Raw genomic sequence first — 24817 nt, 5'->3', positions numbered from 1 at the left:
AATGGCTACCAGCGAAAAGAACATATTGAACCGGATGTATTTAGTGGCAGGAGGTATGTTTCTCTTCGCCCTGTTTGTTGCGTTTAAACTGTGCAACATTCAGTTGGCAGAAGGTGATAAATATAAAGAGCTTGCTGAAGCTCGCACAGAGCGCATGTTTACTATTCCTGCAAATAGAGGAAATCTCTATGCGGGTGATGGAAGTTTGCTGGCAACTTCGGTACCTAAATATGATGTTCGATTTGATGCTTTGGCTCCAAAACAGGCAGATTTTGAAGAGCATGTTCAAGGGCTTGCCAAAGGGCTGTCTGAACAATTAGGCAAACCGGTCGCTCATTATACGGAAGTCTTGCGTAAAGCCCGGGTAAATAAAAACCGTTATTTGCTTCTTGCTCGCAATTTGGGTTATTCAAAATATTTAGCAATTAAAAGATTGCCGCTCTTTAATAAAGGTCCTTATAAAGGTGGGATTATTACAGAGCAACGTACGGTGCGTGAGCATCCGTTAGATAAAATTGCAGAGCGCACCATAGGTTACGATAGATTAACGGAATATGGCAGATATAGCGAAGCCGGTTTAGAAGGTGCTTTTGGTCCGTATTTACGAGGGAAAGAAGGACATCGTTTAAAGCAGCGCATCGCTAAAGGTCAGTGGAAGCCTATAGGAGACGATAATATTGTGGAGCCGCAAGATGGTTACGATGTGATTTCTACAATAGATGTGAATATTCAAGATATAGCGCATCACGCTTTGTTAGAATCTCTTGAGAAATTTGAAGCAGATCACGGTTGTGTGGTGGTGATGGATACGAAAACAGGAGAGGTTAAGGCAATTTCTAATTTGGGTAGAACTGAAGATGGCGGTTATTATGAAGACCGAAACTACGCAGTTTACGAGTCGGCTGAGCCGGGCTCGACTTTTAAGTTGATGGCGATGGTGGCTGCGCTTGAAGATCGTGTAGTTGATACTACAGATATAATAGATACCGAAAACGGCCGCGTGCGTTTTTACAACCGTACAGTTTACGATTCGCATTGGGGTGGTTATGGTAAGATTTCAGCTGCTCGTGCTTTTGAACTTTCTTCAAATACCGCTTTCGCCAAAATGATAAACGAGGGCTACAAAGATGATCCGAAGCGTTTCTTGAAACGACTCTATAATATGGGGCTTAATGATAAGTTGGGCTTAGAAATAAAGGGAGAAGGGAGTCCAAAATTCCCGTATCCGGGTGATGCGAACTGGTATGGTACGACACTGCCTTGGATGGCTTTTGGATATGGAGTTTCGTTGACGCCTTTACAGACCTTGACTTTTTACAATGCAATTGCTAATAATGGAGAGATGGTAAAACCTCGCTTTATTAAAGAGATTAAGAAGTGGGATGTTTCTATAGAAAAATTTGAAAAAGAAGTGATCAATCCGGCGATTTGTTCTCAGACGACTATTGATAAGGTTCAGGATATGATGAAGCACGTGGTGGAACGTGGCACCGGAAACAATATTTATTCAAAGCATTTTTCAATGGCAGGCAAAACAGGAACCTGTCAAACAGAATATTGGAAAGAAGAAGGGAAATACATCGCTTCGTTTGCGGGCTATTTTCCGGCAGAGAATCCAGAATACTCGTGTATCGTAGTTATTCATAAGCCAAACAAAAAGATTGGGTATTACGGTGGTGTGGTTGCAGGACCGGTATTTAAAAAAATTGCTCAAAAGGTGTATAGTGATACGCCAATAATTGATGAGGTTAAACTTGCTGAAACTAATCCTGAACAGGTTGAGCAGGATTTTGAAACCTATTTTGAAAAAGCTCAAAAAACCGAAAAAACAATTCCTAATGTTAGAGGGATGTCTGGGATGGATGCGGTTTCCTTGTTGGAGAACTTAGGACTTCAAGTAGAATTTAAAGGAAATGGGAAGGTGAAGACTCAGTCTTTACAAGCGGGTCAAAAATTAAATAAGAATCAAAAAATCATTTTACAACTGTCGTGATTTTATTAAAAGACATATTGTATAAAGTAACGCTCAAGTCGGTCACGGGTAACCCTGGGGTGCCGGTAAATGCGATACATTTTGATTCGCGAAAAGTGGGATTGAATGATGTTTTTGTTGCGATTCGCGGTACGCAAAGTGACGGTCATGATTATATAAAGAAAGCTGAAGAGCAAGGGGCGATTGCTATTATTTGTGAGCAAATGCCAACGGCGTTTGTAAACGGGATTACTTACGTTCAAACTTCAGATACAGCTCAGGCTTTGGCTTTGATGGCTTCTAATTTTTATGGGAATCCTTCAGAGAATTTGAAGCTGGTGGGAATCACAGGGACTAACGGTAAGACGACTATTGCATCGCTTTTGCATCAACTTTTTACAAAGGCAGGTTTTAAAGCGGGATTGCTTTCTACAGTTAAAATTTTAGTAGGGGATGACGAGTTTCCGGCAACGCATACCACACCAGATTCTTTGACGATTAATCAGTATCTGGCAAGAATGAGTGAAGCCGGAGTGGAGTATTGTTTTATGGAAGTGAGTTCTCACGGAATTCACCAAAAGCGTACCGAAGGTTTGCATTTTGAAGGTGGAATTTTCACCAACCTGAGTCACGATCACTTGGATTATCACGAGACTTTTGCGGAATACAGAGACGTTAAAAAATCATTCTTTGACAACCTGCCTAAAACGGCATTTGCACTTACTAACGGTGATGACCGTAACGGTCAGGTGATGTTACAAAATACGCAGGCTAAGAAGTATACTTATGCTTTAAAGTCTTTTGCAGATTATCGGGCACAAATTTTAGAAAATCAACTTACCGGTTTGTTGCTGAAGGTGAACGATCAGGAAGTTTGGGTGAAACTTATAGGCTCCTTTAATGCTTATAACGTTTTGGCTATTTATGCTGCGGCAGAGCTTCTGGGTTTAACACAACTTGAAGCGCTTCAATATTTATCAGAATTGACGAGTGTGAACGGCCGCTTTCAGTATTTAATTTCTTCAAAAAAGATAACTGCGATTGTTGACTATGCACACACTCCTGACGCGTTGAAAAATGTGCTGGAGACGATTAATGACATTCGCACAAAAAACGAAGAACTCATTACAGTTGTGGGCTGTGGAGGAGATAGAGATCGTACAAAACGTCCGAAAATGGGAAAAATCGCTGCCGCGTTGAGTACCAAAGTGATTTTTACGAGTGACAATCCACGTAGTGAAGATCCGGAAGCAATTATAGAAGAAATAGAAAAAGGTGTTGAGCCTTTAGATTATAAAAAGATCCTTTCTGTTACCTCGCGCAAGCAGGCGATAAAAACCGCTTGCCAGATGGCAACAGAAAATGATATCATTTTAATTGCCGGTAAAGGCCACGAGACTTATCAGGAAGTGAAAGGCGAGCGTACCGATTTTGATGATTTTAAGATTGTAAAAGAACTATTAACTGAGCTAAATAAATAAGGCAAAAGCGCAGAGGCGTAAAACAAAAACTTAGATGCTGTACTACCTATTTGAATATTTAGAGCGTACCTACAACTTCCCCGGTGCAAGCTTATTTAGCTTTATCACTTTTAGGGCGGCGATTGCGATCTTGATGTCTTTAGCGATTTCTACCATTTGGGGAAAACGTATCATCTTATATCTGCAAAAGAAGCAGTTGGGCGAATCTATACGCGACTTAGGGCTTGAGGGCCAGGTGGAGAAAGCAGGTACGCCTACTATGGGTGGTTTGATCATTATTCTGGCAACCTTGATACCGGTTTTTTTACTCGCCAGACTCGAGAATATATATGTGATTCTGCTTATTGTGACTACACTATGGATGGGAGCAATAGGCTTTATGGATGACTTTTTAAAGATCAGAAAGAAGAATAAAGAAGGTTTACAGGGCAAGTTTAAAATATTTGGTCAGGTAGGACTTGGGATTATTGTGGGGGCAACTATGTTTTTTCACCCAGATATTACAGTGAAAGAAGAAGTTGCAACTAAGCCGGCTAAACAAGAGCAAGTTGTAGGTATAAACAATCAAGAATTTTCAAGAGAAGTCAAAGCCTTAACCACTACCATACCGTTTGTGAAAAATAATGAAGTTGATTACAGCATTTTGTTGAGTTGGCTCGGTGATGATTATGTGAAATATGCCTGGTTACTGTTTATACCTATCGTAATTTTTATTGTAACGGCAGTTTCAAACGGAGCAAATCTAACCGATGGTATAGATGGTTTAGCTGCGGGTTCGTCAGCGATTATAGTGTTGACGCTCGGGATTTTTGCGTGGGTATCGGGTAACATAATATTTAGTGATTATCTGGATGTAATGTACATCCCGCGATCTGGTGAGATGGTAATATTTATAACTGCATTTGTTGGTTCACTGGTAGGATTTTTATGGTACAACACCTATCCCGCACAGATATTCATGGGAGATACAGGGAGTTTAACCATAGGTGGGATCATTGCGGTAATTGCAATTGCGATTCGTAAAGAATTACTGATACCTATTCTCTGCGGGATCTTCTTTATGGAAACCCTTTCGGTAATGCTGCAGGTGAGTTGGTTTAAGTATACAAAAGCAAAAAGCGGTGAAGGCAGACGTATTTTTTTAATGTCGCCCTTGCATCACCACTATCAGAAAAAGGGGATTCACGAAAGTAAGATCGTAACCCGATTTTGGATTATAGGTATTCTACTGGCTATCATCACTATTGTCACTCTAAAAGTTAGATAGATGAAGCGGCTGGTGATTTTGGGTGGTGGCGAGAGCGGAATAGGAACCGCGATTTTAGGTAAAAAGCAGGGATTTGACGTTTTTGTTTCCGATTTCGGGAAGATAAAACCCAAATACCTCGACGTTCTTAAAGATTATGAAATTGAATGGGAAGATGGCGGTCATACTGAAGCTGAAATTCTCCATGCAGATCTGGTGATGAAAAGCCCCGGAATTCCTGATAAAGCCCCGCTTATCAAAAAGTTGGTTGAAGCAGGAGTTTCTGTGATTTCTGAGATTGAATTTGCAGCGCGATATACAAAAGCTAAACTAGTTGGAATTACCGGTAGCAATGGTAAGACGACAACGACGATGCTGGTTGCGCATATTCTGAAGCAAGCGGGTTTAAAAAGCGTAGCTGCAGGTAATATAGGCGACAGTTTTGCAAAGTGGGTTGCACTAGATGATCAGGATTACTACGTGTTAGAAATCAGTAGTTTTCAGTTGGACGGTATAGAAACTTTTGCGCCACATATCGCGATTTTAACCAATATCACTCCAGACCACTTAGATCGCTACGAGTACAATTTTGAAAATTACATCCGGTCAAAATTCCGCATAGCGGAAAATCAAACCGAAGAAGATTATCTCATTTACGATTTAGACGATCCTGTGATTACAGCGTGGTTAGATAAGCATCCGGTACGGTCGCAATTGATGCCTTTTTCAATTTCAAAAAAACTAAAAAAAGGAGCGTATTATGCTCAAGAAGAAATTAATATAATAACTGACGATACAATGATGACGATGTCAACAAAAAATTTGGCGATTAAAGGGGCTCACAATACTAAGAATGCGATGGCAGCCTCAACAGCTTCTAAGTTGCTTAGTATTCGTAAGACTACAATTAGAGAGTCTTTAGAAGGCTTCCAGGGTGTTGAGCACCGCTTAGAGCAGGTCTTGAAGATTAATAACGTGTCTTACATCAACGATTCTAAAGCTACAAATGTAAACGCAACTTTTTATGCGTTAGATAGCATGAATGCTCCTACAGTTTGGATTGTAGGTGGTGTTGATAAAGGAAATGACTATAAAGATTTGTTTCCGTTAGTGAATGAAAAAGTAAAAGCAATCATTTGCCTGGGTGTAGATAATGCTAAGTTGATGCATCATTTTGCAGGAATGGTAGAGACGATTATCGAGACCCAATCCATGTCTGAAGCAGTAAAAATCGCATACAAACTTACCGGGAAAGGAGATAATGTTTTGTTATCACCGGCTTGTGCAAGTTTTGATCTTTTTGAGAATTATGAAGATCGTGGGCGTCAGTTCAAAGAAGCAGTTCGTAGTTTATAAACAGTAAACAGTAAACAGTAATTCGTTGAGTAAAACCAAAAACATATTCACCACATTAAAAGGAGATCGGGCGATCTGGGCGATTACTGCCTTTTTAGCTTTGTTCTCGTTTTTGCCGGTATTTAGCGCAAGTAGCAATCTTGCCTATTTATACGGTAATGGGGACACGTTGCCTTTTTTGGTACGTCATTTTATGCATTTGGTTTTGGGCTTTGCGATTATCTACGGGGTGCACAAAGTACCTGCACACTATTTTAAAGGTTTGTCTATAATAGGAATTCCTATTGTGTTCATTTTGCTTTTAATCACGATGGCGCAAGGGACGACTATTGATGGAGCCAATGCTAGTAGATGGATTAAGGTTCCGTTTGTGGGAATCACGTTTCAGACCTCTACGTTGGCTTCGGTAGTGTTGATGATTTATATCGCGCGCTACCTGACAAAGATTAAAGATAAGGTAATCACCTTTAAGGAAAGTATTCTTCCGCTTTGGGTACCTGTAGCATTGATTCTGGGATTGATACTTCCTGCCAATTTTTCAACCACAGCAATCATTTTTGTAATGGTATTGACGCTGGTTTTTATGGGAGGTTATCCGTTGAAATATATTGGGGTTATCGTTGCGACCGGTCTGCTGGCACTTACATTGTTTGTGCTTGCAGCAAAAGCATTTCCAGGAGTTTTCCCTAACCGAGTAGATACTTGGATGAGTCGTATAGACAGTTTTGCAGATGATGAGGATAGCGAAGGCGATTACCAAATCGAAAAAGCAAAAATAGCAATCGCTACAGGAGGTTTAACAGGATTGGGTCCGGGTAAGAGTGTTCAGAAGAATTTTTTACCACAATCCTCTTCAGATTTTATTTATGCAATAATCGTGGAAGAATGGGGGTTGATCGGTGGGTTGATGCTGTTGTTAATGTACTTGCTCTTGTTGTTTAGAATACTCGTTGTCGCTAATAAAGCAACTACGGTTTTTGGAAAATTGGCAGCCATAGGTGTTGGCTTGCCCATCATTTTTCAGGCATTGATCAATATGGCGGTGGCTGTCGAGCTGTTTCCAGTTACTGGGCAGACGTTGCCGTTGGTGAGTAGCGGAGGAACTTCAATCTGGATGACCTGTTTAGCGATTGGGATTGTGTTGAGTGTAAGCGTTAAACGAGAAGAAGTAAAAGCGAAGGAAGAAGAAGAGATGAATCCGCTTGATATTTTAAGCGAAGCGATGTAGCAATACGAAATATATCTTTTAGAAAACGGAAAACGGAAAACGGAAAACGGAAAACAGAAAACAGAACTTGAAAAACTACAAATTCATACTATCAGGCGGCGGAACCGGGGGGCATATCTACCCGGCGATAGCTATTGCAGATGCACTGAAGGAAAAATATCCGCAAGCGGAATTTCTTTTTGTGGGTTCGCAAGATCGTATGGAAATGGAAAAAGTGCCCAATGCCGGTTATAAAATTGAAGGGCTTTGGATTGCCGGTATTCAACGAAAGTTGACTTGGTCAAACCTGATGTTTCCATTTAAATTGATTAGCAGTTTGTTTAAGTCGGCTAAAATAATTCGGCGTTTTAAGCCTGATGTTGTAATAGGTACCGGTGGTTTTGCCAGTGGTCCGTTGCTGGAAATGGCGACCCGATATAACGTGCCGACATTGATTCAGGAGCAAAATAGTTTTGCAGGGATAACCAATAAGCTTTTGGCTAAAAAAGTGCAGAAGATTTGTGTGGCTTATGATGGAATGCAGCAATTTTTTCCGCAGGAAAAAATTGTAAAAACCGGAAATCCGGTGCGTCAGGATTTGATATTTATCGATCAAAACCGTGAAGCAGGCTTGGCTAAATATGCTTTAAAACCCCAAAAGAAAACGCTTTTGATTCTAGGTGGAAGTTTGGGCGCCCGAGCGATAAATAAATTAATAGACCACGAGTTGCAATTTATCTTAGATCAAAACGTACAGGTTGTCTGGCAAAGTGGTCAATTGTATTTTGAGGAATATAAAAATCATAGTGAAACCGAACATGTACAGGTTTTACCTTTTATCGATACGATGAATTTAGCGTATGCTGCAGCAGATATCATTATCAGCAGAGCAGGTGCGGGTTCGGTATCTGAGTTGGCATTAGTAGGGAAACCGGTGATTTTTATTCCGTCACCTAATGTGGCAGAAGATCATCAGACCAAAAATGCAGAAGCTATCGTAGAGAAAGATGCGGCGATACTTTTAAAAGAGAATGCGTTGGAGGATTGTTTTGAGGAAACATTTAAGCAGTTGATTGAAGATGAAGACAGGCAAAAAGTTTTGGGAACCAATTTTAAGAAAATAGCATTGCCTCAGGCAACGCAACAAATCGTAAACGAAGTAGAAAAATTACTGAAGCAGTAACGTGAATAATCTAGATAACATATCACATCTTTATTTTATCGGCATTGGCGGTATCGGGATGAGTGCGCTTGCTCGATACTTCCACGCGGCCGGAAAGCAGGTTGCGGGTTACGATAAAACAGCTTCAACAATTACTGAGGGCTTAACTGAATTAGGAATTGAGATTTCGTTTCAAGATTCTGTTGAAGTTGTTCCTTCAGCATTTAAAAATAAAGAAAAGACACTGGTGGTTTATACACCGGCAGTTCCAAAAAATCACAGTGCGTATCACTATTATTTAGCTGAAGGATTTTCGGTTAAAAAGCGCGCAGAGGTTTTAGGTTGGTTAACACAGCAAAAATACTGTTTGGCTGTCGCCGGGACACACGGTAAGACGACCACAAGTGCGATGCTGGGACACTTTATGGCTTCGTGTGATTTACCGGTTACGGCATTCTTGGGCGGTATTGCAGAGAATTATCAAAGTAATTTAATTCAGCAAGGAGAGGAGATCGTAGTTGTTGAAGCAGATGAGTTTGATCGCTCATTTATGCAACTGTTTCCTAATATAGCAGCAATCACTTCGATGGATGCAGATCATCTGGATATTTACGGAGATGCCGAAGCTTTACAGCAAAGTTTTCGTGATTTTGCGGCTCAAGTACAAGAAGACGGAGTCCTGTTTATCAAAAACGGCTTGCCTTTAGAGGGAATTACGGTGGGCTTAGAAGATGACGCTGTGTATGCAGCTTTAACTATAAAAATAGAAAATGGCGCTTATCATTTTGACTTAAAACATCCTGATGGGCTGCTTCAAGATTTAGTGCTTAACCTGCCAGGTAGACATAATTTGTCTAATGCGATAACCGCTTTGGCAATGGCTTTACATTACGGCTGCCCTGCCGATAAGCTTGCCAAAGCACTATTCGCGTTTAAGGGGGTTAATCGCAGATTTACCTATAGAATTAAGACAGAAGACGAAGTTTTAATTGATGACTATGCGCACCACCCCACAGAGATCGATGCCGTGCACAGTGCGGTGCGTGAGATGTATCCTAACAAACGTGTATTAGCTGTTTTTCAGCCGCATTTGTACAGTCGGACTCGGGATTTCATGCAGGATTTTGCAGCTAGTTTAGCGCAGTTTGATGAATTGTTGCTGCTGGATATTTATCCAGCGAGGGAAGAACCTATAGAGGGAGTTACGTCTCAAAAATTGCTGGATTTGATTCCGCTTACGCGAAAAGAAGTCGTGACAAAAGCAGCATTACAAGAAAAAATGCAGGCTTCTAAAGCACGTATAAAAGTGATGATGGGCGCAGGGGATATAGGAGAAGAGATTTTAAAACTAACCAAAAATCTGAAGCGATGAAGATCAATTGGTTTTACATACGGATGATAGGTTTAGTCTTAGTGACGTCGTTTTTGGTTGCTTTTTCGCATAGGCGAAATGCACAACGAACCGTTAAAAATGTAGAAGTGCATTTTGAGGCTGGTGCGAACCTTTTTATAACCGCTGAAACGGTTGATAAATTGTTGATACAAAATGAGAAAGCCCTCGAGGGACAGCTTAAAGAAATTCTAGATTTGAATGAGCTTGAAGAGCGTTTAGATGCGCACGCAATGATCGCTGATGCAGATGTTTATATCACCTTAGACGGCGTGGTGGGAGCAACAGTAAAACAAAGAAAGCCTCTTGCAAGGGTGCAGGCCCAAAAACCTTTTTATATAGATGAGCAGGGAGCTGCAATGCCTTTGTCTTCTAATTACTCTGCACGGGTGCCTATTATAGCTGGTTTGCAAAAAGACCAGATTGATGAGGTTTACCCACTTTTAAAGTATATACAACAAGACCCGTTGCTTGTAAAACAAGTGGTGGGGATTTCAAGAAATACAACTGGTGATTACAGTTTGACACCCCGGGTTTTAAACTATAAAATCAGATTAGGTAAGGTTAAAGGTCTGCAAAGCAAGTTTGCAAACTATAAAGCCTTTTACCAGAAAGCGATTAAAGACAATAGTCTCTCGGCATACAAAATCGTTGATTTACGATTTAATGGACAGGTTATAGGGACAAAAATTTAAGTTATGGAGCAGAAAGACATAGCAGTAGGACTTGACATTGGTACAACCAAAATTGTAGCTATGATAGGGCGCTACAACGAGTACCATAAATTAGAAATTCTGGGTATCGGAAAATCTAAAAGTCTGGGTGTGCACAGAGGGGTGGTAAATAATATCACTCAGACCATACAGTCTATACAGCAGGCAGTACAAGAAGCAGAAAGTGTTTCGGGGATGAAGATAGAAGATGTGGTGGTAGGTATTGCCGGTCAGCACATACGCAGTTTGCAACATAGCGATTACATCACCCGTGCAGATGCAGATCAGGTTATAGGTCCTAAGGACATAGACATGCTTTGCAATCAGGTTCATAAGTTGGTGATGCTTCCGGGAGAAGAAATTATACATGTGCTTCCGCAGGAATATAAAGTAGATGGTCAAGCCGAAATCACACAACCTATCGGGATGTATGGTGGTCGTCTTGAAGCTAATTTCCACGTAGTGGTAGGGCAGGTAAGTAGTATTAGAAATATAGGTCGTTGTGTAAAAAGCGCAGGTCTTAATCTTGATAAAATAACCTTAGAGCCTTTAGCGTCTGCAAATGCAGTTTTGAGTCAGGAAGAGAAAGAAGCGGGTGTCGCATTGATTGATATAGGTGGTGGTACAACAGATCTCGCCATTTTTAAAGATGGAATCATCAGACACACAGCTGTGATCCCATTTGGAGGTAATGTAATTACTGAGGATATTAAAGAAGGTTGCAGCATTATTGAGAAACAAGCAGAACTGCTTAAGATAAAATTCGGCTCTGCATGGCCAGGAGAAAACAAGGATAATGAGATTGTTTCGATCCCGGGATTACGTGGGAGAGAGCCTAAAGAAATAACCTTAAAAAACCTTTCAAAGATTATTCACGCACGTGTTGTTGAGATCGTTGAGCAGGTTTATCTCGAGATCAAAAATTATGGTCACGAGGAACAAAAAAAGAAATTGATTGCCGGTATCGTGCTAACAGGAGGGGGTTCACAGTTGAAACACCTTAAGCAATTGGTAGAGTACATCACCGGGATGGATACGCGTATAGGATATCCTAACGAGCATTTGGCCGGAGATAGTGATTCAGAAACTACGAGTCCGCTTTATGCGACTGCAGTAGGTCTAGTGATGAATAGTCTGGAGCACCGTCCTGATGAGCCAGAAGCACAGCAAGACACGGCAATTGTAGAAGAGGAGCCTGCGCCAGAATCGGAACTAACTTCTGATGAGGAGCAGGAACTAGAGCAGCCTAAAGAGAAAAAAGTGCGTAAAAGCATTTTTGATTCTTGGGCAGAAAAGTTTAAAGACTTTTTAGATAACGCAGAATAGATTAAAAAAAAAGCAACCGATGAGATGAGAATCTGATTTTTATCTCTGAAACTGAAAAAGAAAAGCAATAGCAAAAACCGGTAAAACGAAATATTATGAGCAACACAGATTTTGAAAACATCTCGTTTGATTTACCAAAAAATCAGAGCAACGTAATTAAAGTAATTGGCGTAGGTGGTGGTGGTAGCAATGCCATTAACCATATGTTTAGTCAAGGAATAAAAGGAGTGGACTTTGTGGTCTGCAATACAGATTCGCAAGCCTTAGAAAACAGTCCTGTACCTATACGTATTCAGCTAGGTGTGAGCCTTACAGAAGGACTTGGAGCAGGAGCAAACCCAGAGGTGGGAGAGAAAGCTGCTATAGAAAGTTCAGAAGATATCAAGCAAATGCTGGGGACCAATACAAAAATGGTTTTTATCACTGCCGGAATGGGTGGTGGTACCGGTACCGGAGCTGCACCTGTAATTGCTAAAATGTCAAAAGAGATGGATGTACTTACCGTAGGTATTGTGACAATCCCGTTTCAGTTTGAAGGTAAGATGCGTAACGAGCAGGCTCAGCTTGGTGTAGAAAGATTGCGTTCTCATGTAGATTCGCTTATTGTGATCAACAACAATAAACTGCGAGAGGTATATGGTAATCTTGGCTTTAAAGCTGGTTTTAGTAAGGCAGATGAAGTACTTGCAACTGCATCTAGAGGTATTGCAGAAGTTATAACGCATCACTATACGCAAAACATTGACCTTAGAGATGCAAAAACGGTTTTAAGTAATAGTGGTACTGCAATTATGGGTAGTGCTAACGCAAGCGGTGGCAGTCGTGCTCAGGATGCCATTAGAAAAGCATTAGATTCTCCATTGTTGAATGATAATAAAATTACAGGAGCCAAAAACGTATTGTTGCTTATCGTTTCGGGAACCGAAGAAATTACAATTGATGAAATTGGAGAGATCAACGATCACATCCAGGATGAAGCCGGTCACAGTGCTAACATCATTATGGGTGTAGGAGAAGAGGAAAGTTTAGGTGATGCGATTTCTGTAACCATTATTGCTACGGGTTTTAATGTAGAGCAGCAAAACGAGATCGTTAATACGGAAACTAAAAAGATTATTCACACACTTGAAGACGAGCAACGTGCACAACACGATCTTTCTCCAAAAAGTACCGGTGGAAAATTGAATTTTGATGCTGCTCCAAAAAAGGAAAAATCTGAACCAGAAGTTAAGCCTATCGTTCATACACTAGACGATAGTGATGACCCTATGGATCTGATGGTAAATAAATCGAAGCCGGAAGCGAAAAAGCCACAAGCTGAAGTGAAAAAAAATCAGATGAACCTGATACCTACTACAGATCTCATTAGAAATCTACAGGTGGTTTATGAGGAAGTTTTAGATTACACCAAGTATGAAGAGGTAGAAGAAGCCTTTACAGATGAAGAAGATTTTAAAATAGTGAGTGTAGAAGATCCGGCAGATGAGCCGCAAATCAATCTTTTTGATCAAGAAGAAGAGCAATTTACGTTATCTTTTGACCTTCCTTTAAATGAAGAAATGCCTAAAAAGCAAGAGTTTCAACAAAAGGAGGAACTTGAAGAAGCTGAACAAGAAGAGATTGTTTACCGTTTAGATGATGCTATTAATGAGATAGAGGTGAATAATCCTGTTGAAATTGTTTCGGTTACCGAAGTAAATGAAAAAGGTGAGAAACGTTACAGTCTGGATGATTACATGGAAATGGAAGATCATTTGAATACTGCTAAACCGGTACAGAAAAAACAGCCTGAAGTTAAACAGCAAGAAGAGGAAATTGCTTTTGAACATAAGGTTGTAGAGCCAGCTAGAAAAGAAGAAGCAGGTATTAATGAAGAGGATGAGAATCCTATGAATACGCCTATTTCCCAATTGCTTACTGAGCGTGCTGCAGAACGCAGACGTATGATGAAAGAGTTTAATTACAAATTTCATAACAATCAGTCGCGTATAGACGAGATAGAAAAGCAGCCAGCGTATAAGCGTATGGGAGTGAATCTTGATGAAAATCCAAATGCGAAGGGCAGCATTTCTCGTACCTCATTGAGTACCGATGAAAATGATGAGATTCAATTGCGTAGAAACAATTCATTCTTACACGATAATGTCGATTAGTTAGTAAAAATCAGACGTCGAAAGGCCGGTGGTGAGAACTATCGGCCTTTCTTTTTTCTGGACCATATTATTTTTATTGAAAGATTCAGACTTTTTATTTTGACTAAATGTGTGGCGTTAAAAGCTTATTTTAGCTATATTCGCTGTCCTAAAAAATCAATAAAGTCACATGAGTTTACAGACAGCGGTTATGACGGCTATGAAAGCTGCAATGAAGGCAAAAGATCAAAACGCCTTAGCATCTTTACGAGCAGTAAAATCTGCTATTTTGACTGCTCAAACCGAAAGTGGAGCATCAGAGGAGTTGTCTGAAGATGAAGAGGTGAAAATGCTTCAAAAGCTGGTAAAGCAACGCAAAGACAGCGCTGCAATTTATCAAGAACAAGGTCGTGAAGCAATGGCTCAGGAAGAGCTTGCTCAGGCAGCTGTAATAGAGCAATTTCTACCAGAGCAGCTTAGTGAAGAAGAGATAGAAAAAGTTGTAGTTGCCATTATCGAAAAAACCGGTGCAACCGGAATGCAAGATATGGGTAAAGTAATGGGTATGGCTTCTGGAGAACTGGCTGGTAAAGCAGATGGTAAAACCATTTCTACAATAGTTAAAAGCAAATTAGCATAAAGACTTTTCGCGCAAGCGAAAGAATTAGGCTCCGTGGCGCTCCCGATAGTTATCGGGATGAATAGCGCATCAGATTTTGACGCTGAGAGTAAAATGTCAAAACAACTAGGCTCCGTGGCGCAACTGAATAGCGCATCAGATTTCGGCTCTGAGGGTTGGGGGTTTGAATCCCTCCGGGGTCACATGTGAAAACCGTAACACGTATATAATTAAGGTGTTACGGTTTTTTATTTTTAAAACTGTACGGTTTATGTACGGTAAATTTATTTACTCTTCATTTCTGAGGCTCTTATTGTATTTCGCCAGGTCCTTATTAACCAAACTACGAGAAATACTTAAAGCTTGAGCTATTTCAATAATGGCAACCTTTGAAGTTAATCCTTGAGCCTTTTTAATTTCAAAAAACAGGCCTATTCTTTTGATACGCTTTTTTACAAAATTCTTATCTCTATTCATTTAGATATCGTAAAATTTGACGCTCTGAAATATGCAGATAGTAATCTGATAAATCATTTACTAGAACCCGGAGCGGAGCTTCATTGTTTTGGACGTACCAATTTATAAAAAGCTTTTTTTCCTCTTCCGGATCTTTTCCAAATTTACTAAAGAATTCTTTACGCGTGTTTTCTATTACACTCAGTATAATAATATTTACGCTTTGCATACTGCAGTCGGTGTAAGTTTATCAACGTGAGTGTTCAGCATCTCTTTGAATCGCTTCTGAATAACTTCACCTTTGGTTTCTTCTTCTAGTATCTCAGTCCATTTGTAAAAAGTATTGTCAAACTCAGTGTTATAAGCTTTAGGTGTGCTTAAATGATTCATGAGTTTAGTTGATGCCTCTATATCTGAAAGCATGATAAGCAAATCATAAGGTATATTGAAATTAAAATCACCAGTCATAACATATGTAATATCGCTTAATTTATGAAGGTAGGCGCAAGCTTCATAGAATTGATTCAGGTAATGTGGTTTGTTCTCTTTTAAGTCTGGAAGACTCTGAAATACGCTCTCATACATATTATCAATTACCTGTTTTGGCTCATCCGTGTTATGTATTTTAGATGAAAATGTGTCAAAGGTTTTTTCTAAGAATTCAAGCATAGATACATCAATAAAAGTTTCTTTTTCAAACAGAATCAACGCACCGTATATAAGATCGATAGCCAGTCCTTCTGGAATATTCAACTTAACTAATTGCTGTTTTTTGGGTTTGGAAGAATATTTTTCATAGGCTTTAAGCATATAGTCTGTTTCATCTTGAAGTTTTAAAAGAATCTCCATTTGTTTGTAAATGATTTCGTTTACGGTTGCATTCTCTAATTTAAAAATCGTTTTCATAGTTATAGGTGTAAAGTGATACTTATTATTATTGATACAAACGTAAAGCAATACTTTATAAATAACAAATATTTTGTAAAGTTTTAATTAATTAATATACATTTGTACTAAACAATAAGAAACGATGCAGATATTAAGAATTAAAGAATTATTAGACGAGCAATCTATAAACTCACGTGATCTCGCTAAAGCAGTAGGCGTTAGTCCAGTCTCTATTTACAATATTGTTAATGGTGAATCTTTTCCGCGACCAGAGTTATTAAAACAAATTGCTGAGGTGTTAGATGTTGATATTCGTCAGCTGTTCAATTCTACGAAGCCGGTAGCGGGTGCCGAGGGCGTACTGAATGGCTTTATAGAGTTTCAAGGTAAAGTTTACCGGATTAACTCCATTAAGGACTTAGAAGAGCTTAACAAGGTTGTTAACCAGTAATTGAAAGAGTATGTCTAGTCCATTTAGTAAAGAGCGAGTAAAAAATATTAACGAAAAGAATGCTTTAAAGCAGTTTTTAAGTATTCCTATTGAAGATAGATACTACGGTGAGTTGTATTACAATGAAAAAGGAGAGGGATTCTTTGACACGTTTTATACTGATAATCCAGAGCCCGAAAAGTTTGAATCAGACGGACAGATCTATTACATAAATCAAAAGGGGGAAAGATTTGATGTGGTCAAAAAGGAAAAATATGTATTAAAGAATCAGACTAGACTAGCTGAAACAACAGCGGATTTTCATAAACTATATAAGCATCATTTTAAAGAAAGCAACCTCAATAATACTGAAAAGGAAAATGAGCATTACAAAAAAGAAGTGCTAAGCCCTAAAATTAAAGCGCTTATTAAGCTTCACAAAAAATCAGCAGGAAAGGCAAATATTGATGCAAAGGTTACTTATGCGGCAAATGAATATCTGAAATTCATCAGTCGAAATGCAGCATACATTGAGAACCCTCATAAGGATGTCTTTTTAGATGATAAGGCTTACTGGATTTTCAAAGAACTACACGAAATCCATAAGGACAAAAAGAGCAAACTCGCAAACTACAGTAGGATTTACTGGATCATGAAGGAGGATAAGCCACCTCAGATAATATGTTCAAACACAAGGTTTGTAGAACTTCTTAATACTGAAAATTATAATATTGGCATTGACAGAATAGACTCTAGGCATAGCGGTAGTGGCAATAAAATCCAAAGCTTATATGAACGCATTAGAGATGAAATAATTTAAAAAACACATTTCAGCACGTTTTCAACACATTTTAGCACGATAACGTTTCTAAATTATCGTGCTCACACCCTCAAATTTGCGCTATAGAAATTAAACATCTAAGCGCAATGTCAGGAACAGTAAATCTTCTCACAACAGATCAGTTACTTGAGGTTTTAAATCATCGGGATGAAAAACTGATCGATCACATTAAGCAGGCATTATCCGCACCTAATGAGCCAGAAGAGCTTCTTACCCGGGAGGAGGCTTGCAAATTCTTGAAAATAAACTCAAGCACTCTTTGGACTTGGACAAATAAAGGTACAGTTACCGCCTACGGAATTTCTAACCGCAGGTATTATAAGCGCAGCGAATTACTCGAAACATTAATCAAACTTGAGAAGTAATCCATGAGCAATATTAAAGCACATGGCGGAACCTTTATTAACACTCATTTTACGGATGGGGAATTATCAATCTTTAAAGATTTTGGAGTTGTTGATAGCACTCAACGTTTTGCGAGTAGAAGCCAAGTAAGCGAATTATATCAAGTTCCTAGAAAGACTTTAGCAGATAACATTAGGAATCTTAAACAAGATGGCCTGATCAATCCGGCGAAATCCCGCCATGTTGCTAAAGATGGTAAAGTGAGGATTCAGGAGTTGTTTACGCTTAATGAAGTTGTAGCTATAGGTTTCAGACTTAGAAGTGATGTAGCTATAAAACTTCAATCTTACGCAATACAGTTACTCTCGGAAAAAATCACAACAATACAGAGAGAAAAGCAAATACTTGAACTTGAATTGAGTCACTCCTGGAATAAAACAGACATCAAAGATCTTTATAGGTAAATAGTATGGCGATAGGATGGATAAAAATGCACCGGAAGCTTCTAGAGTGGGAATGGTATAATGATGTGCCAGTTAGGTTAACATTTATGCACCTGCTTCTAACTGCAAACTGGGAGTACACGGAATACAAAAAGTACCCAATTCAAAGAGGTCAATGCATCACAGGAACTTCGGAAACTCCTAAAAAAATAGGCATTTCTAAGCAACAATTCAGAACAGCTATAAGCAAACTCAAATCAACAGGCGAAATAACAACCAACTCAACAAACAAATTTACGGTTGTAACCCTTGTAAAATATGACGATTACCAACCTAACGAAGAAGAATCAACAACCAAACCAACACGCAAACCAACACGTGAACAACATCAAAATAACACACAACCCAACAACACTTTAAGAAGTGAAGAAGATAAAGAAATTAAGAATATAAGAAATAATCTTCTATCTGAAATTAACATTTCAGACGTCGAGGATTCAGAAAAAAAATATTTTGAAATAGCTAAATCTTTTCAGCAATTATTCATTAAAAATTTAGAAGAAAAAAATTCACCCACAAAAGATCAACGTGAAGCTACCTACAAGAATTATGTAGATCAGATTAGATTGATGTTTGAGCGAGATGAGGTAAACAAAGAACACGTTGTCAAGGTTTATAAATATCTCAACTCACCAGCCGGGGAATTTTGGAAAACTAATATTCTTTCAATAAAAACACTTAGAAAACAATTTCAAAAACTAGTAGCGCAAGCTAATCAGCCTTTAAATAAAAGTCAACATGGAAGCACAGAGCCAACAATTAACCGTCAGTCAGCAGAAACTATCAGACAGAATAGCGAAGGTTGGTAACCTAACAGAGATTGCTTTTGCTCGGAATGTGGTAGAGTTTGATAAAATCAAAAATATACCATCTGATCAGTTAGGGCCAAACTTAGCGATGGTGTTTGTAAAAGCCGCAAATCTCATTGGTCTAAAAGATCCTATAAGTAATATCAACAAGCAGGATATAAAGGAAATGATATTAGCACGTTTTAAAAACTTGTCTATTGAGGAAATTGACTACGCATTTAAACTGGAGCGTTACGGAGTGTATGGAGACAGAGTACAGCATTTTCAACTCTTCAATGCGGAATACGTATCGAAGGTTTTAGATCAGTACAAGAAATGGCTCCTAAAGACTCGTCACGATTATAACATTCCACTTTTTAAAGACAACTCTTGCGAAACAGACGAACTCACCGAAGACCAAAAAATAGACTTAATACTCAATGGTCTTAGAGAAGCACACGCTCAATTTACTGAAACGAATTCAATTGAGCCTGGTCGCATATACCTCTACGATTTTCTAGATGAGTACGGAATAATGCCAAAGGATATTAACATCAAAAAGAAGGTCAAAGAATTGGCTGAACGACGATTGGTGAAACGTCAAAAAGCAGCTTTAAATAAAGTTGAGAAGGCATTATATGAATTAAAAAAAGACGGTAAGCCATCTAACAAGGTGGTGGTTGCTTGCAAGGAAATAAGCCTTGAGCGCTTATTTACAGAGTACAAAAACGTTGATCAGATTATCAGCAAAATTAAAATCAATAATTAAACAAATGAGGTGAAAAACCTAATAAAAACAGGAGTATGGAAGCAAAAAAATTAATTCATCAGGACAACAAGGGTGTCGAAAACATCCACAAAGACCTGAAAAAAATTAAACCTCTGTTAGTAAATATGCTAACAGGATATAAGAGCCTTGAAATGGGGGACTTCTCTGATAAGGTTTTTCAAGAGATTAAAAAAGGAGGCTTGAGAAATATGGAGCAAAAGTATTTGAGAAATATCGAATCTCAAATTAAAAAAGTCGGGATCACTTCTAGTCTTATCAAAGCAAACCTAATAAAAGGGAGTAATGATATATTTCAAAAATTTAAAGACGATGTTCAAAATGTGATTTCTTTCCGGGATTATCACAGAGGTTTTAATGACAACACCCCGTTTCTAAAACTGGAAATGATTGATTACGTCGGCGGCAGTTTTATGATAACTGAAGAAACAGAAGCGAAATTCATTGAAGAGCATTGCAAGGTTTATCTGGAGACAGAACAGCAGCACAAGATTTATGAGGCAGCAAATAAATTTCTGGATGGTTTTAAGGAATTGATTTCAGAACTGGAAGCGGTTGGATACAGAGGTGCTATGAATGTGAATTCTATAGCGGAGTATTTCTTTCACGCTAAAGATGGACAATACAATTTAAAACCACACTCAATCAAATCTGCAATTGAGCAAGATGTAATCTATAAACAAAGGCTTAAAGAATTTGGAACCAGAGAGCAGAAAAGGGCTCAAGCAGCAAAAGAAAGACAAGAACGTTTAAAGTAAGAAGTTATGGAAACAACTCAAGTAGATTACACGAATAAAGATCAGGTAATAAAATTTATTGAGGCTAACTCTAGAAACGTAACTCCTTTCGTTAAAGAGTACAGAGGCGATCGAAAAATCAGAAAACTTCAAGTCGGTTACCGGGAGAACTACCAAAACAATCTGAAGACGATTGAGGCTGAGCGGCTCGTAATCAACCTGCAAAGAAAGATTGTGGAGACAGCTGCAAGTTTTTTGTTAGCCGAACCGGTGAGTATATCCGCGAATGATCCAGAAAACGAGAACGGTCAAAGGATTTTGAAGACACTTAAAAAGAACAGGATCAATAACAAACTTCTGGAATTTGCTAAAGTGGTTATGTCTGAGACTATGGCCGTATTTATATTTTCTGAAGCGGGTACTGATAAAGAAATCAAAGCCAGAATGTACACTTCAGATAACGGGAAGTATACCCCGGAATACGATGTTTATGGTGATTTGGTAGCTTTTTATTGGGAGTTTGTTATTGATGAGGTGAGTCATCTCTGGATATTCACAGATGAGTACATTCATAAATACAGCGGGCCAGGCTCTTCAGATCTGAAGTATCTAGGAAGTGACACTCATAGTTTTGGCGTTATACCAGTTGTTTTTAACGAACAGCCAGAACCGGAGTGGTATGACGTTAAAGAGATGATAGATCGTATTGAAATGATACTCAGTAAGCTTGCCGGGTCAAATAATTACTTCGCGTTTCCTATTCTGAAATTGAAAGGATCCACTGTTAAAAATAAGGACGGCAAAGAAGAGGGTTTGATTGATATCTCAGATGACGGAAAATCAATACTTCTAGGGGTTGCAGAGAAAAACGGACAAATAGTAGAGGCAGATGCTGATTTTTTGCAAAGAGATACCGGAGTTCAATCGATTGAACTTGAGATGAAGTTTTTAAAAGAATTCATTTTTAATATAAGCCAGACTCCAGATCTTTCCTTTGATAACGTAAAGGGAATCGGAACAATATCTGGACGGGCTCTTGAATTGATGCTTCAGGATGCCATTAATAAAGCGAAGTCAAAACAAGGACAATACCGAACGGTTATTGAGCGAATTATCAACGTTGTTAAAAACGGCATGGGTATAAAGGATGAAGAATTAGAATTTGATATTGATTTCAACCTATCTATACCTAGAGATATCGCGGAGGAAATAAAGGCCCTTGTAGACGCAAACGGAGGTTACCCGGTAATGAGTCAAGAAAGTTCAGTTTCTAAAAGCCCATACACCAAAGATGTTAAAACAGAAATTGATCAGATACAGAAAGAAACTGCGCAAAGATCTTCACGCTCTTTAGTCTTAGAAGATGAGTAAGCCAAACCCGTGTGAAAGAAAACTCTTCAGCTTGATAAATGCTCAAGAATGGCATTTAGACAGATTGTATGCAGAATACACCCGGGAGTTTGGAACGATATTTCGAGGTTATAACGGAAGAATGACCGATGCAAGAAAACGAGCCTTTGATAATGCGTTGATTAGGTTTAATGATGATTTGGAGAGGCTGGTTCAAGAACAGATTGAAACCAGTTTCTCTTTATCAAACGCCTGTTCAGATGACTTCATTAAAGATTACATCAAAGATATGGGTGTGCCAGGTGAACAGGTTGAAACAATGCTTGCGAATAATGCCGGGGCCGCTAAATCATTCATTAAAAGAAAAGTGGGCGGTTCATTCCTGAGTGATCGAGTTGTAAGCGTAACCAAAGGAACGAGAGAAGCCGTTAACCTGTTACTGGAAAGTGGTATTGTAAACGGGCGTAGTGCTTCGGAAATGGCAACGGATTTAAAGAAATATCTAAAGGAGCCAGAGCGAAGATTCAGGAGGTTAAGAAATGAAGAAGGGAAACTGGTATTGAGCCAGCCCGCTAAAAACTATAACCCCGGGCAAGGTGTGTACCGGTCCAGTTATAAAAATGCATTGAGGATTAGCCGCAATGAGGTGAACATAGCGTATAGGACAAATGACTTTGAACGCAGAAAGACAATGCCGTTTGTAATGGGTCAACGAATAGAACTAAGCGCGGCACATGTGGTGAGGGATATTTGCGATTTCCTTGTGGGATCTTATTCTAAAGATTTCAAGTTCGTAGGATTTCATCCGATGTGCAAATGTGTATCAAACTCTATTGTACTACCACGTGAAAAATTTAAAAGCTATCTGTCCGGGGGGAATATTGACCAACGACATTTAGTGAAAGGAATACCGGCAAAGGCTCAGAAGTATTTGAATAAGAATTCAGAGCAAATTAAAGGATGGCAAAATAAGCCGTATTTCATCAGAGACAACTTCAAACCCTCAAAGAGTGGTTTTGATTTAAACATTTAGGGAATGAAAAAATTAACCCCAAGACAGAAAAGATTTTGTGAAGAGTATATGGTTGATTTGAATGCTACTCAAGCAGCAATTAGGGCTAATTATGCAGAGTCCGGAGCGAGAACACAGGCTGTCAGATTGCTAGCAAATGACAACATTCAAAATGAAATATCAAAACTCAAGAGTGAAGCTTCTGAAATACTGAATATCACAAAACAGGACACGCTAAGAAAATTAAACGATTGGGCTTCTTCTGATATTACAGTGGCTTTAGGGTTAAGCGTTGAAGAAATAAAAAATCTTCCTTTAGAAATAAGGCAGTTGATATCTGGCTTCAAGCACACCAGAAGAAGATTCACGAGAAACGGAGAAACAATAACTGAAGATGTTGTTGATTTAAAATTCGTGAATAAAGAAACCGCTCAAGATATGATTAATCGGCACACCGGATTTTATGAGAAGGATAACGAGCAGAAAACAAATAATATAATCTTAGTAAAACTCCCAGACAATGGAAGAGGTTAAGATTATTGAAGCTCAACCCGGTTATCAGGGAATAGCGTTATCCTCTCCTGCAGATATTGTTATAGGAGGAGGCAGTGCTGGTTCGGGTAAGACAACTTGTTTGCTGCTTGACCCTTTGAGAGATGTTAATAACCCAGACTTTGGGGCCGTAATTTTTAGAAGGCTAACAACCCAGATAAAAGCGCAAGGGGGGTTATGGGATGAAAGCCAAAAAATATACAGCTACTTAGGAGCGATCCCTAATAAAACAGATTTGCAATGGAAGTTCCCGAGCGGGGCAAAGATTAAGTTCTCGCATTTAGAGCATGAGAAAAACGTAACAAGCTGGCAAGGTTCCCAGATACCGTTCATAGGTTTTGACGAGTTAACCCACTTTTCAAAACAGACGTTCTTTTATTTATTGTCGCGTAATAGATCAAGTTGTGGAGTTAAGCCATACATAAGGGCCACGTGCAACCCAGATCCAGATAGTTGGGTTTTTGATTTGATAAGCTGGTGGATTGGTGAAGATGGTTTTCCTATTCCAGAGAGACAAGGAGTCGTAAGATACTTTGTCAAGGATGGAGACACCATGATCTGGGGAGATACGGTCGAAGAGTGCTTGAAGAAAGCAGCTTATTTCGTGCAGCCATTGGTTGAAGCTTCGGGAGTAGATGCAAAGCACTTTGTAAAGTCGATCACATTTATAGGTGGATCTGTATATGAAAATAAAAAACTATTATCTGTAAACCCTGAGTATCTAGCAAACCTAGCCTCTCAAGATGAAGACACTAAAAGTCAGTTATTAGATGGGAACTGGAAAGTGTCTATAAATCCAGCTGACATTTATCAGTACAGTTCTTTTAAAGATATTTTTACAAATAACTTCGTCCTTTCTGGAGATAAATATATTACAGTCGATGTTGCCACTTCAGGTAAAGACAAGCTAGTAATATATTTCTGGGAAGGCTTCAGGATTCGGGATATAGTTAAGATTGATAAATCTACCGGCAAAGAAATAATTGATGAAATCTTAGCAATGGCTAAGAAATGGGGGGTGCCTAATAGGCACATTGCTTATGATGCTAATGGTGTAGGGGCTTTTATTGGCGGATCTGATAACGCCTTCATACCTAACTCTGTTGCTTTTGACAGCAATAGTAAGGCGATAGAAACTAAGGACGGGCGAAAGTTTAAGAATCTCAAAGCTCAATGCTATACGTTAAGCGGTGAACGAGTTGAGCGTAACGAAATATGGGTAATGCCTCATTTGCATAATGTGATGTTTAATGAAAAGCAAACCATAAGGCAACGTATGATAGCTGAGCGTAAGGCGATAAAGAAGAAAAAGAAATTGGATGAAGAGCCAGAAGCTTTGATTCCAAAAGCAGAAATGAAACAAAAGTATCTCAACGGGGAGAGTACCGATTTACTAGACCCATTTATGATGAGAGAAATATTTGAACTAATAACACTAGGGTTCACAGTCAGCAAACCAAAGCCGGTTAAAGGCTTAAGTTGGGGCGGTTGATGCTTCACCGTACAAATACCGTACAATTAAAA

General features: G+C 39.0%; 24 protein-coding genes and 1 tRNA gene. 23 read left to right on the top strand and 2 right to left on the bottom strand.

The features are described 5' to 3' along the window. The first annotated feature begins 1 nt into the window (after window position 1). From BUB91_RS07840 to BUB91_RS07785, 12 genes are all read left to right on the top strand, one after another. Window positions 2-1993: a penicillin-binding protein gene (locus BUB91_RS07840; protein WP_073098687.1), complete on the top strand. Its 1992-nt coding sequence runs from the start codon at window positions 2-4 to the stop codon at window positions 1991-1993. Further along, complete coding sequence (locus BUB91_RS07835) at window positions 1990-3453, top strand: UDP-N-acetylmuramoyl-L-alanyl-D-glutamate--2,6-diaminopimelate ligase (RefSeq protein WP_073098686.1); 1464 nt, start codon at window positions 1990-1992, stop codon at window positions 3451-3453. Before BUB91_RS07840 ends, BUB91_RS07835 begins: the two co-directional genes overlap by 4 nt. Before the next feature lie 34 nt (window positions 3454-3487). Beyond that, entirely contained in the window at window positions 3488-4720 is a 1233-nt protein-coding gene (gene mraY / locus BUB91_RS07830; RefSeq protein ID WP_073098685.1) for a phospho-N-acetylmuramoyl-pentapeptide-transferase, read from the top strand. Next, a complete protein-coding gene (gene murD / locus BUB91_RS07825) occupies window positions 4721-6055 on the top strand; it encodes a UDP-N-acetylmuramoyl-L-alanine--D-glutamate ligase (protein WP_073098684.1) in 1335 nt (444 codons plus the stop codon). Between the two features lie 25 nt (window positions 6056-6080). After that, window positions 6081-7283 carry an FtsW/RodA/SpoVE family cell cycle protein gene (locus BUB91_RS07820; RefSeq protein WP_073098683.1) on the top strand — a complete coding sequence of 401 codons (1203 nt, stop codon included), beginning with the start codon at window positions 6081-6083 and terminating at the stop codon, window positions 7281-7283. Window positions 7284-7350: 67 nt separating this feature from the next. Next, a complete protein-coding gene (gene murG, locus BUB91_RS07815) occupies window positions 7351-8445 on the top strand; it encodes an undecaprenyldiphospho-muramoylpentapeptide beta-N-acetylglucosaminyltransferase (protein ID WP_073098682.1) in 1095 nt (364 codons plus the stop codon). 1 nt (window position 8446) lies between these two features. After that, window positions 8447-9796 (top strand): UDP-N-acetylmuramate--L-alanine ligase, encoded by a 1350-nt coding sequence (gene murC / locus BUB91_RS07810; RefSeq protein ID WP_073098681.1) that lies wholly within the window; start codon window positions 8447-8449, stop codon window positions 9794-9796. Then, entirely contained in the window at window positions 9793-10509 is a 717-nt protein-coding gene (locus BUB91_RS07805; protein WP_073098680.1) for a cell division protein FtsQ/DivIB, read from the top strand. Before murC ends, BUB91_RS07805 begins: the two co-directional genes overlap by 4 nt. 3 nt (window positions 10510-10512) lie before the next feature. Then, the gene (gene ftsA / locus BUB91_RS07800; protein WP_073098679.1) at window positions 10513-11853 is read left to right on the top strand and encodes a cell division protein FtsA; all 1341 of its coding nucleotides are present in this window, start codon (window positions 10513-10515) and stop codon (window positions 11851-11853) included. A gap of 95 nt (window positions 11854-11948) precedes the next feature. Continuing rightward, window positions 11949-14006 carry a cell division protein FtsZ gene (gene ftsZ / locus BUB91_RS07795; RefSeq protein ID WP_073098678.1) on the top strand — a complete coding sequence of 686 codons (2058 nt, stop codon included), beginning with the start codon at window positions 11949-11951 and terminating at the stop codon, window positions 14004-14006. A 169-nt stretch (window positions 14007-14175) separates the two neighbouring features. Beyond that, window positions 14176-14625 (top strand): GatB/YqeY domain-containing protein, encoded by a 450-nt coding sequence (locus BUB91_RS07790; protein WP_073098677.1) that lies wholly within the window; start codon window positions 14176-14178, stop codon window positions 14623-14625. 108 nt (window positions 14626-14733) lie between these two features. Further along, window positions 14734-14807: transfer RNA gene (locus BUB91_RS07785), tRNA-Arg, on the top strand. An 85-nt stretch (window positions 14808-14892) separates the two neighbouring features. On the opposite strand, the gene BUB91_RS07780 is transcribed toward BUB91_RS07785, so the two are convergent. Further along, the gene (locus BUB91_RS07780; RefSeq protein WP_073098676.1) at window positions 14893-15081 is read right to left on the bottom strand and encodes a hypothetical protein; all 189 of its coding nucleotides are present in this window, start codon (window positions 15079-15081) and stop codon (window positions 14893-14895) included. Window positions 15082-15276: 195 nt separating this feature from the next. Continuing rightward, window positions 15277-15966: a hypothetical protein gene (locus BUB91_RS07770; protein ID WP_073098674.1), complete on the bottom strand. Its 690-nt coding sequence runs from the start codon at window positions 15964-15966 to the stop codon at window positions 15277-15279. Window positions 15967-16090: 124 nt separating this feature from the next. Here BUB91_RS07770 and BUB91_RS07765 point away from each other — a divergent pair, with 124 nt between their 5' ends. The 11 genes from BUB91_RS07765 (at window position 16091) to BUB91_RS07715 (ending at window position 24785) form a co-directional block, all read left to right on the top strand. Then, on the top strand, window positions 16091-16399 hold the full coding sequence (locus BUB91_RS07765; RefSeq protein WP_073098673.1) for a helix-turn-helix transcriptional regulator: 309 nt from the start codon (window positions 16091-16093) through the stop codon (window positions 16397-16399). Between the two features lie 10 nt (window positions 16400-16409). After that, a complete protein-coding gene (locus BUB91_RS07760; RefSeq protein ID WP_073098672.1) occupies window positions 16410-17198 on the top strand; it encodes a hypothetical protein in 789 nt (262 codons plus the stop codon). A gap of 107 nt (window positions 17199-17305) precedes the next feature. Continuing rightward, entirely contained in the window at window positions 17306-17584 is a 279-nt protein-coding gene (locus tag BUB91_RS07755; protein WP_073098671.1) for a helix-turn-helix domain-containing protein, read from the top strand. Between the two features lie 3 nt (window positions 17585-17587). After that, window positions 17588-18028 carry a virulence RhuM family protein gene (locus BUB91_RS07750; RefSeq protein WP_073098670.1) on the top strand — a complete coding sequence of 147 codons (441 nt, stop codon included), beginning with the start codon at window positions 17588-17590 and terminating at the stop codon, window positions 18026-18028. Window positions 18029-18114: 86 nt separating this feature from the next. After that, on the top strand, window positions 18115-18876 hold the full coding sequence (locus BUB91_RS07745) for a hypothetical protein (RefSeq protein WP_175551004.1): 762 nt from the start codon (window positions 18115-18117) through the stop codon (window positions 18874-18876). After that, entirely contained in the window at window positions 18806-19624 is an 819-nt protein-coding gene (locus BUB91_RS07740; protein WP_073098668.1) for a hypothetical protein, read from the top strand. Before BUB91_RS07745 ends, BUB91_RS07740 begins: the two co-directional genes overlap by 71 nt. Window positions 19625-19659: 35 nt before the next feature. Continuing rightward, on the top strand, window positions 19660-20400 hold the full coding sequence (locus BUB91_RS07735) for a hypothetical protein (RefSeq protein ID WP_073098667.1): 741 nt from the start codon (window positions 19660-19662) through the stop codon (window positions 20398-20400). Window positions 20401-20406: 6 nt separating this feature from the next. After that, entirely contained in the window at window positions 20407-21750 is a 1344-nt protein-coding gene (locus BUB91_RS07730) for a phage portal protein (RefSeq protein WP_073098666.1), read from the top strand. Continuing rightward, the gene (locus tag BUB91_RS07725; RefSeq protein ID WP_073098665.1) at window positions 21743-22762 is read left to right on the top strand and encodes a hypothetical protein; all 1020 of its coding nucleotides are present in this window, start codon (window positions 21743-21745) and stop codon (window positions 22760-22762) included. Before BUB91_RS07730 ends, BUB91_RS07725 begins: the two co-directional genes overlap by 8 nt. Window positions 22763-22765: 3 nt before the next feature. Next, the gene (locus BUB91_RS07720; protein WP_073098664.1) at window positions 22766-23275 is read left to right on the top strand and encodes a terminase small subunit; all 510 of its coding nucleotides are present in this window, start codon (window positions 22766-22768) and stop codon (window positions 23273-23275) included. Further along, window positions 23262-24785, top strand: coding sequence for a terminase large subunit domain-containing protein (locus BUB91_RS07715; RefSeq protein WP_073098663.1), 1524 nt, complete (start codon window positions 23262-23264; stop codon window positions 24783-24785). The genes BUB91_RS07720 and BUB91_RS07715 overlap by 14 nt, the downstream gene beginning before the upstream one ends. Window positions 24786-24817: the final 32 nt, after the last annotated feature.

It is taken from the genome of Leeuwenhoekiella marinoflava DSM 3653, from assembly GCF_900129005.1.
GTDB lineage: Bacteria > Bacteroidota > Bacteroidia > Flavobacteriales > Flavobacteriaceae > Leeuwenhoekiella > Leeuwenhoekiella marinoflava.
The sequence above is the reverse complement of the archived record's forward strand: the minus strand, read 5'-3'. Positions and strand labels throughout refer to the sequence as shown.

Coding starts and splice junctions, on each gene's coding strand:
- mraY (WP_073098685.1), top strand. CDS start 3,488: ATGCTGTACTACCTATTTGAATATTTAGAGCGTACCTACAACTTCCCC.
- BUB91_RS07745 (WP_175551004.1), top strand. CDS start 18,115: ATGCACCTGCTTCTAACTGCAAACTGGGAGTACACGGAATACAAAAAG.
- ftsZ (WP_073098678.1), top strand. CDS start 11,949: ATGAGCAACACAGATTTTGAAAACATCTCGTTTGATTTACCAAAAAAT.
- BUB91_RS07765 (WP_073098673.1), top strand. CDS start 16,091: ATGCAGATATTAAGAATTAAAGAATTATTAGACGAGCAATCTATAAAC.
- BUB91_RS07730 (WP_073098666.1), top strand. CDS start 20,407: ATGGAAACAACTCAAGTAGATTACACGAATAAAGATCAGGTAATAAAA.
- BUB91_RS07760 (WP_073098672.1), top strand. CDS start 16,410: ATGTCTAGTCCATTTAGTAAAGAGCGAGTAAAAAATATTAACGAAAAG.
- BUB91_RS07715 (WP_073098663.1), top strand. CDS start 23,262: ATGGAAGAGGTTAAGATTATTGAAGCTCAACCCGGTTATCAGGGAATA.
- BUB91_RS07735 (WP_073098667.1), top strand. CDS start 19,660: ATGGAAGCAAAAAAATTAATTCATCAGGACAACAAGGGTGTCGAAAAC.
- BUB91_RS07805 (WP_073098680.1), top strand. CDS start 9,793: ATGAAGATCAATTGGTTTTACATACGGATGATAGGTTTAGTCTTAGTG.
- BUB91_RS07740 (WP_073098668.1), top strand. CDS start 18,806: ATGGAAGCACAGAGCCAACAATTAACCGTCAGTCAGCAGAAACTATCA.
- BUB91_RS07725 (WP_073098665.1), top strand. CDS start 21,743: ATGAGTAAGCCAAACCCGTGTGAAAGAAAACTCTTCAGCTTGATAAAT.
- BUB91_RS07750 (WP_073098670.1), top strand. CDS start 17,588: ATGAGCAATATTAAAGCACATGGCGGAACCTTTATTAACACTCATTTT.
- BUB91_RS07755 (WP_073098671.1), top strand. CDS start 17,306: ATGTCAGGAACAGTAAATCTTCTCACAACAGATCAGTTACTTGAGGTT.
- BUB91_RS07780 (WP_073098676.1), bottom strand. CDS start 15,081: ATGAATAGAGATAAGAATTTTGTAAAAAAGCGTATCAAAAGAATAGGC.
- ftsA (WP_073098679.1), top strand. CDS start 10,513: ATGGAGCAGAAAGACATAGCAGTAGGACTTGACATTGGTACAACCAAA.
- BUB91_RS07790 (WP_073098677.1), top strand. CDS start 14,176: ATGAGTTTACAGACAGCGGTTATGACGGCTATGAAAGCTGCAATGAAG.
- BUB91_RS07770 (WP_073098674.1), bottom strand. CDS start 15,966: ATGAAAACGATTTTTAAATTAGAGAATGCAACCGTAAACGAAATCATT.
- murD (WP_073098684.1), top strand. CDS start 4,721: ATGAAGCGGCTGGTGATTTTGGGTGGTGGCGAGAGCGGAATAGGAACC.
- BUB91_RS07720 (WP_073098664.1), top strand. CDS start 22,766: ATGAAAAAATTAACCCCAAGACAGAAAAGATTTTGTGAAGAGTATATG.
- BUB91_RS07840 (WP_073098687.1), top strand. CDS start 2: ATGGCTACCAGCGAAAAGAACATATTGAACCGGATGTATTTAGTGGCA.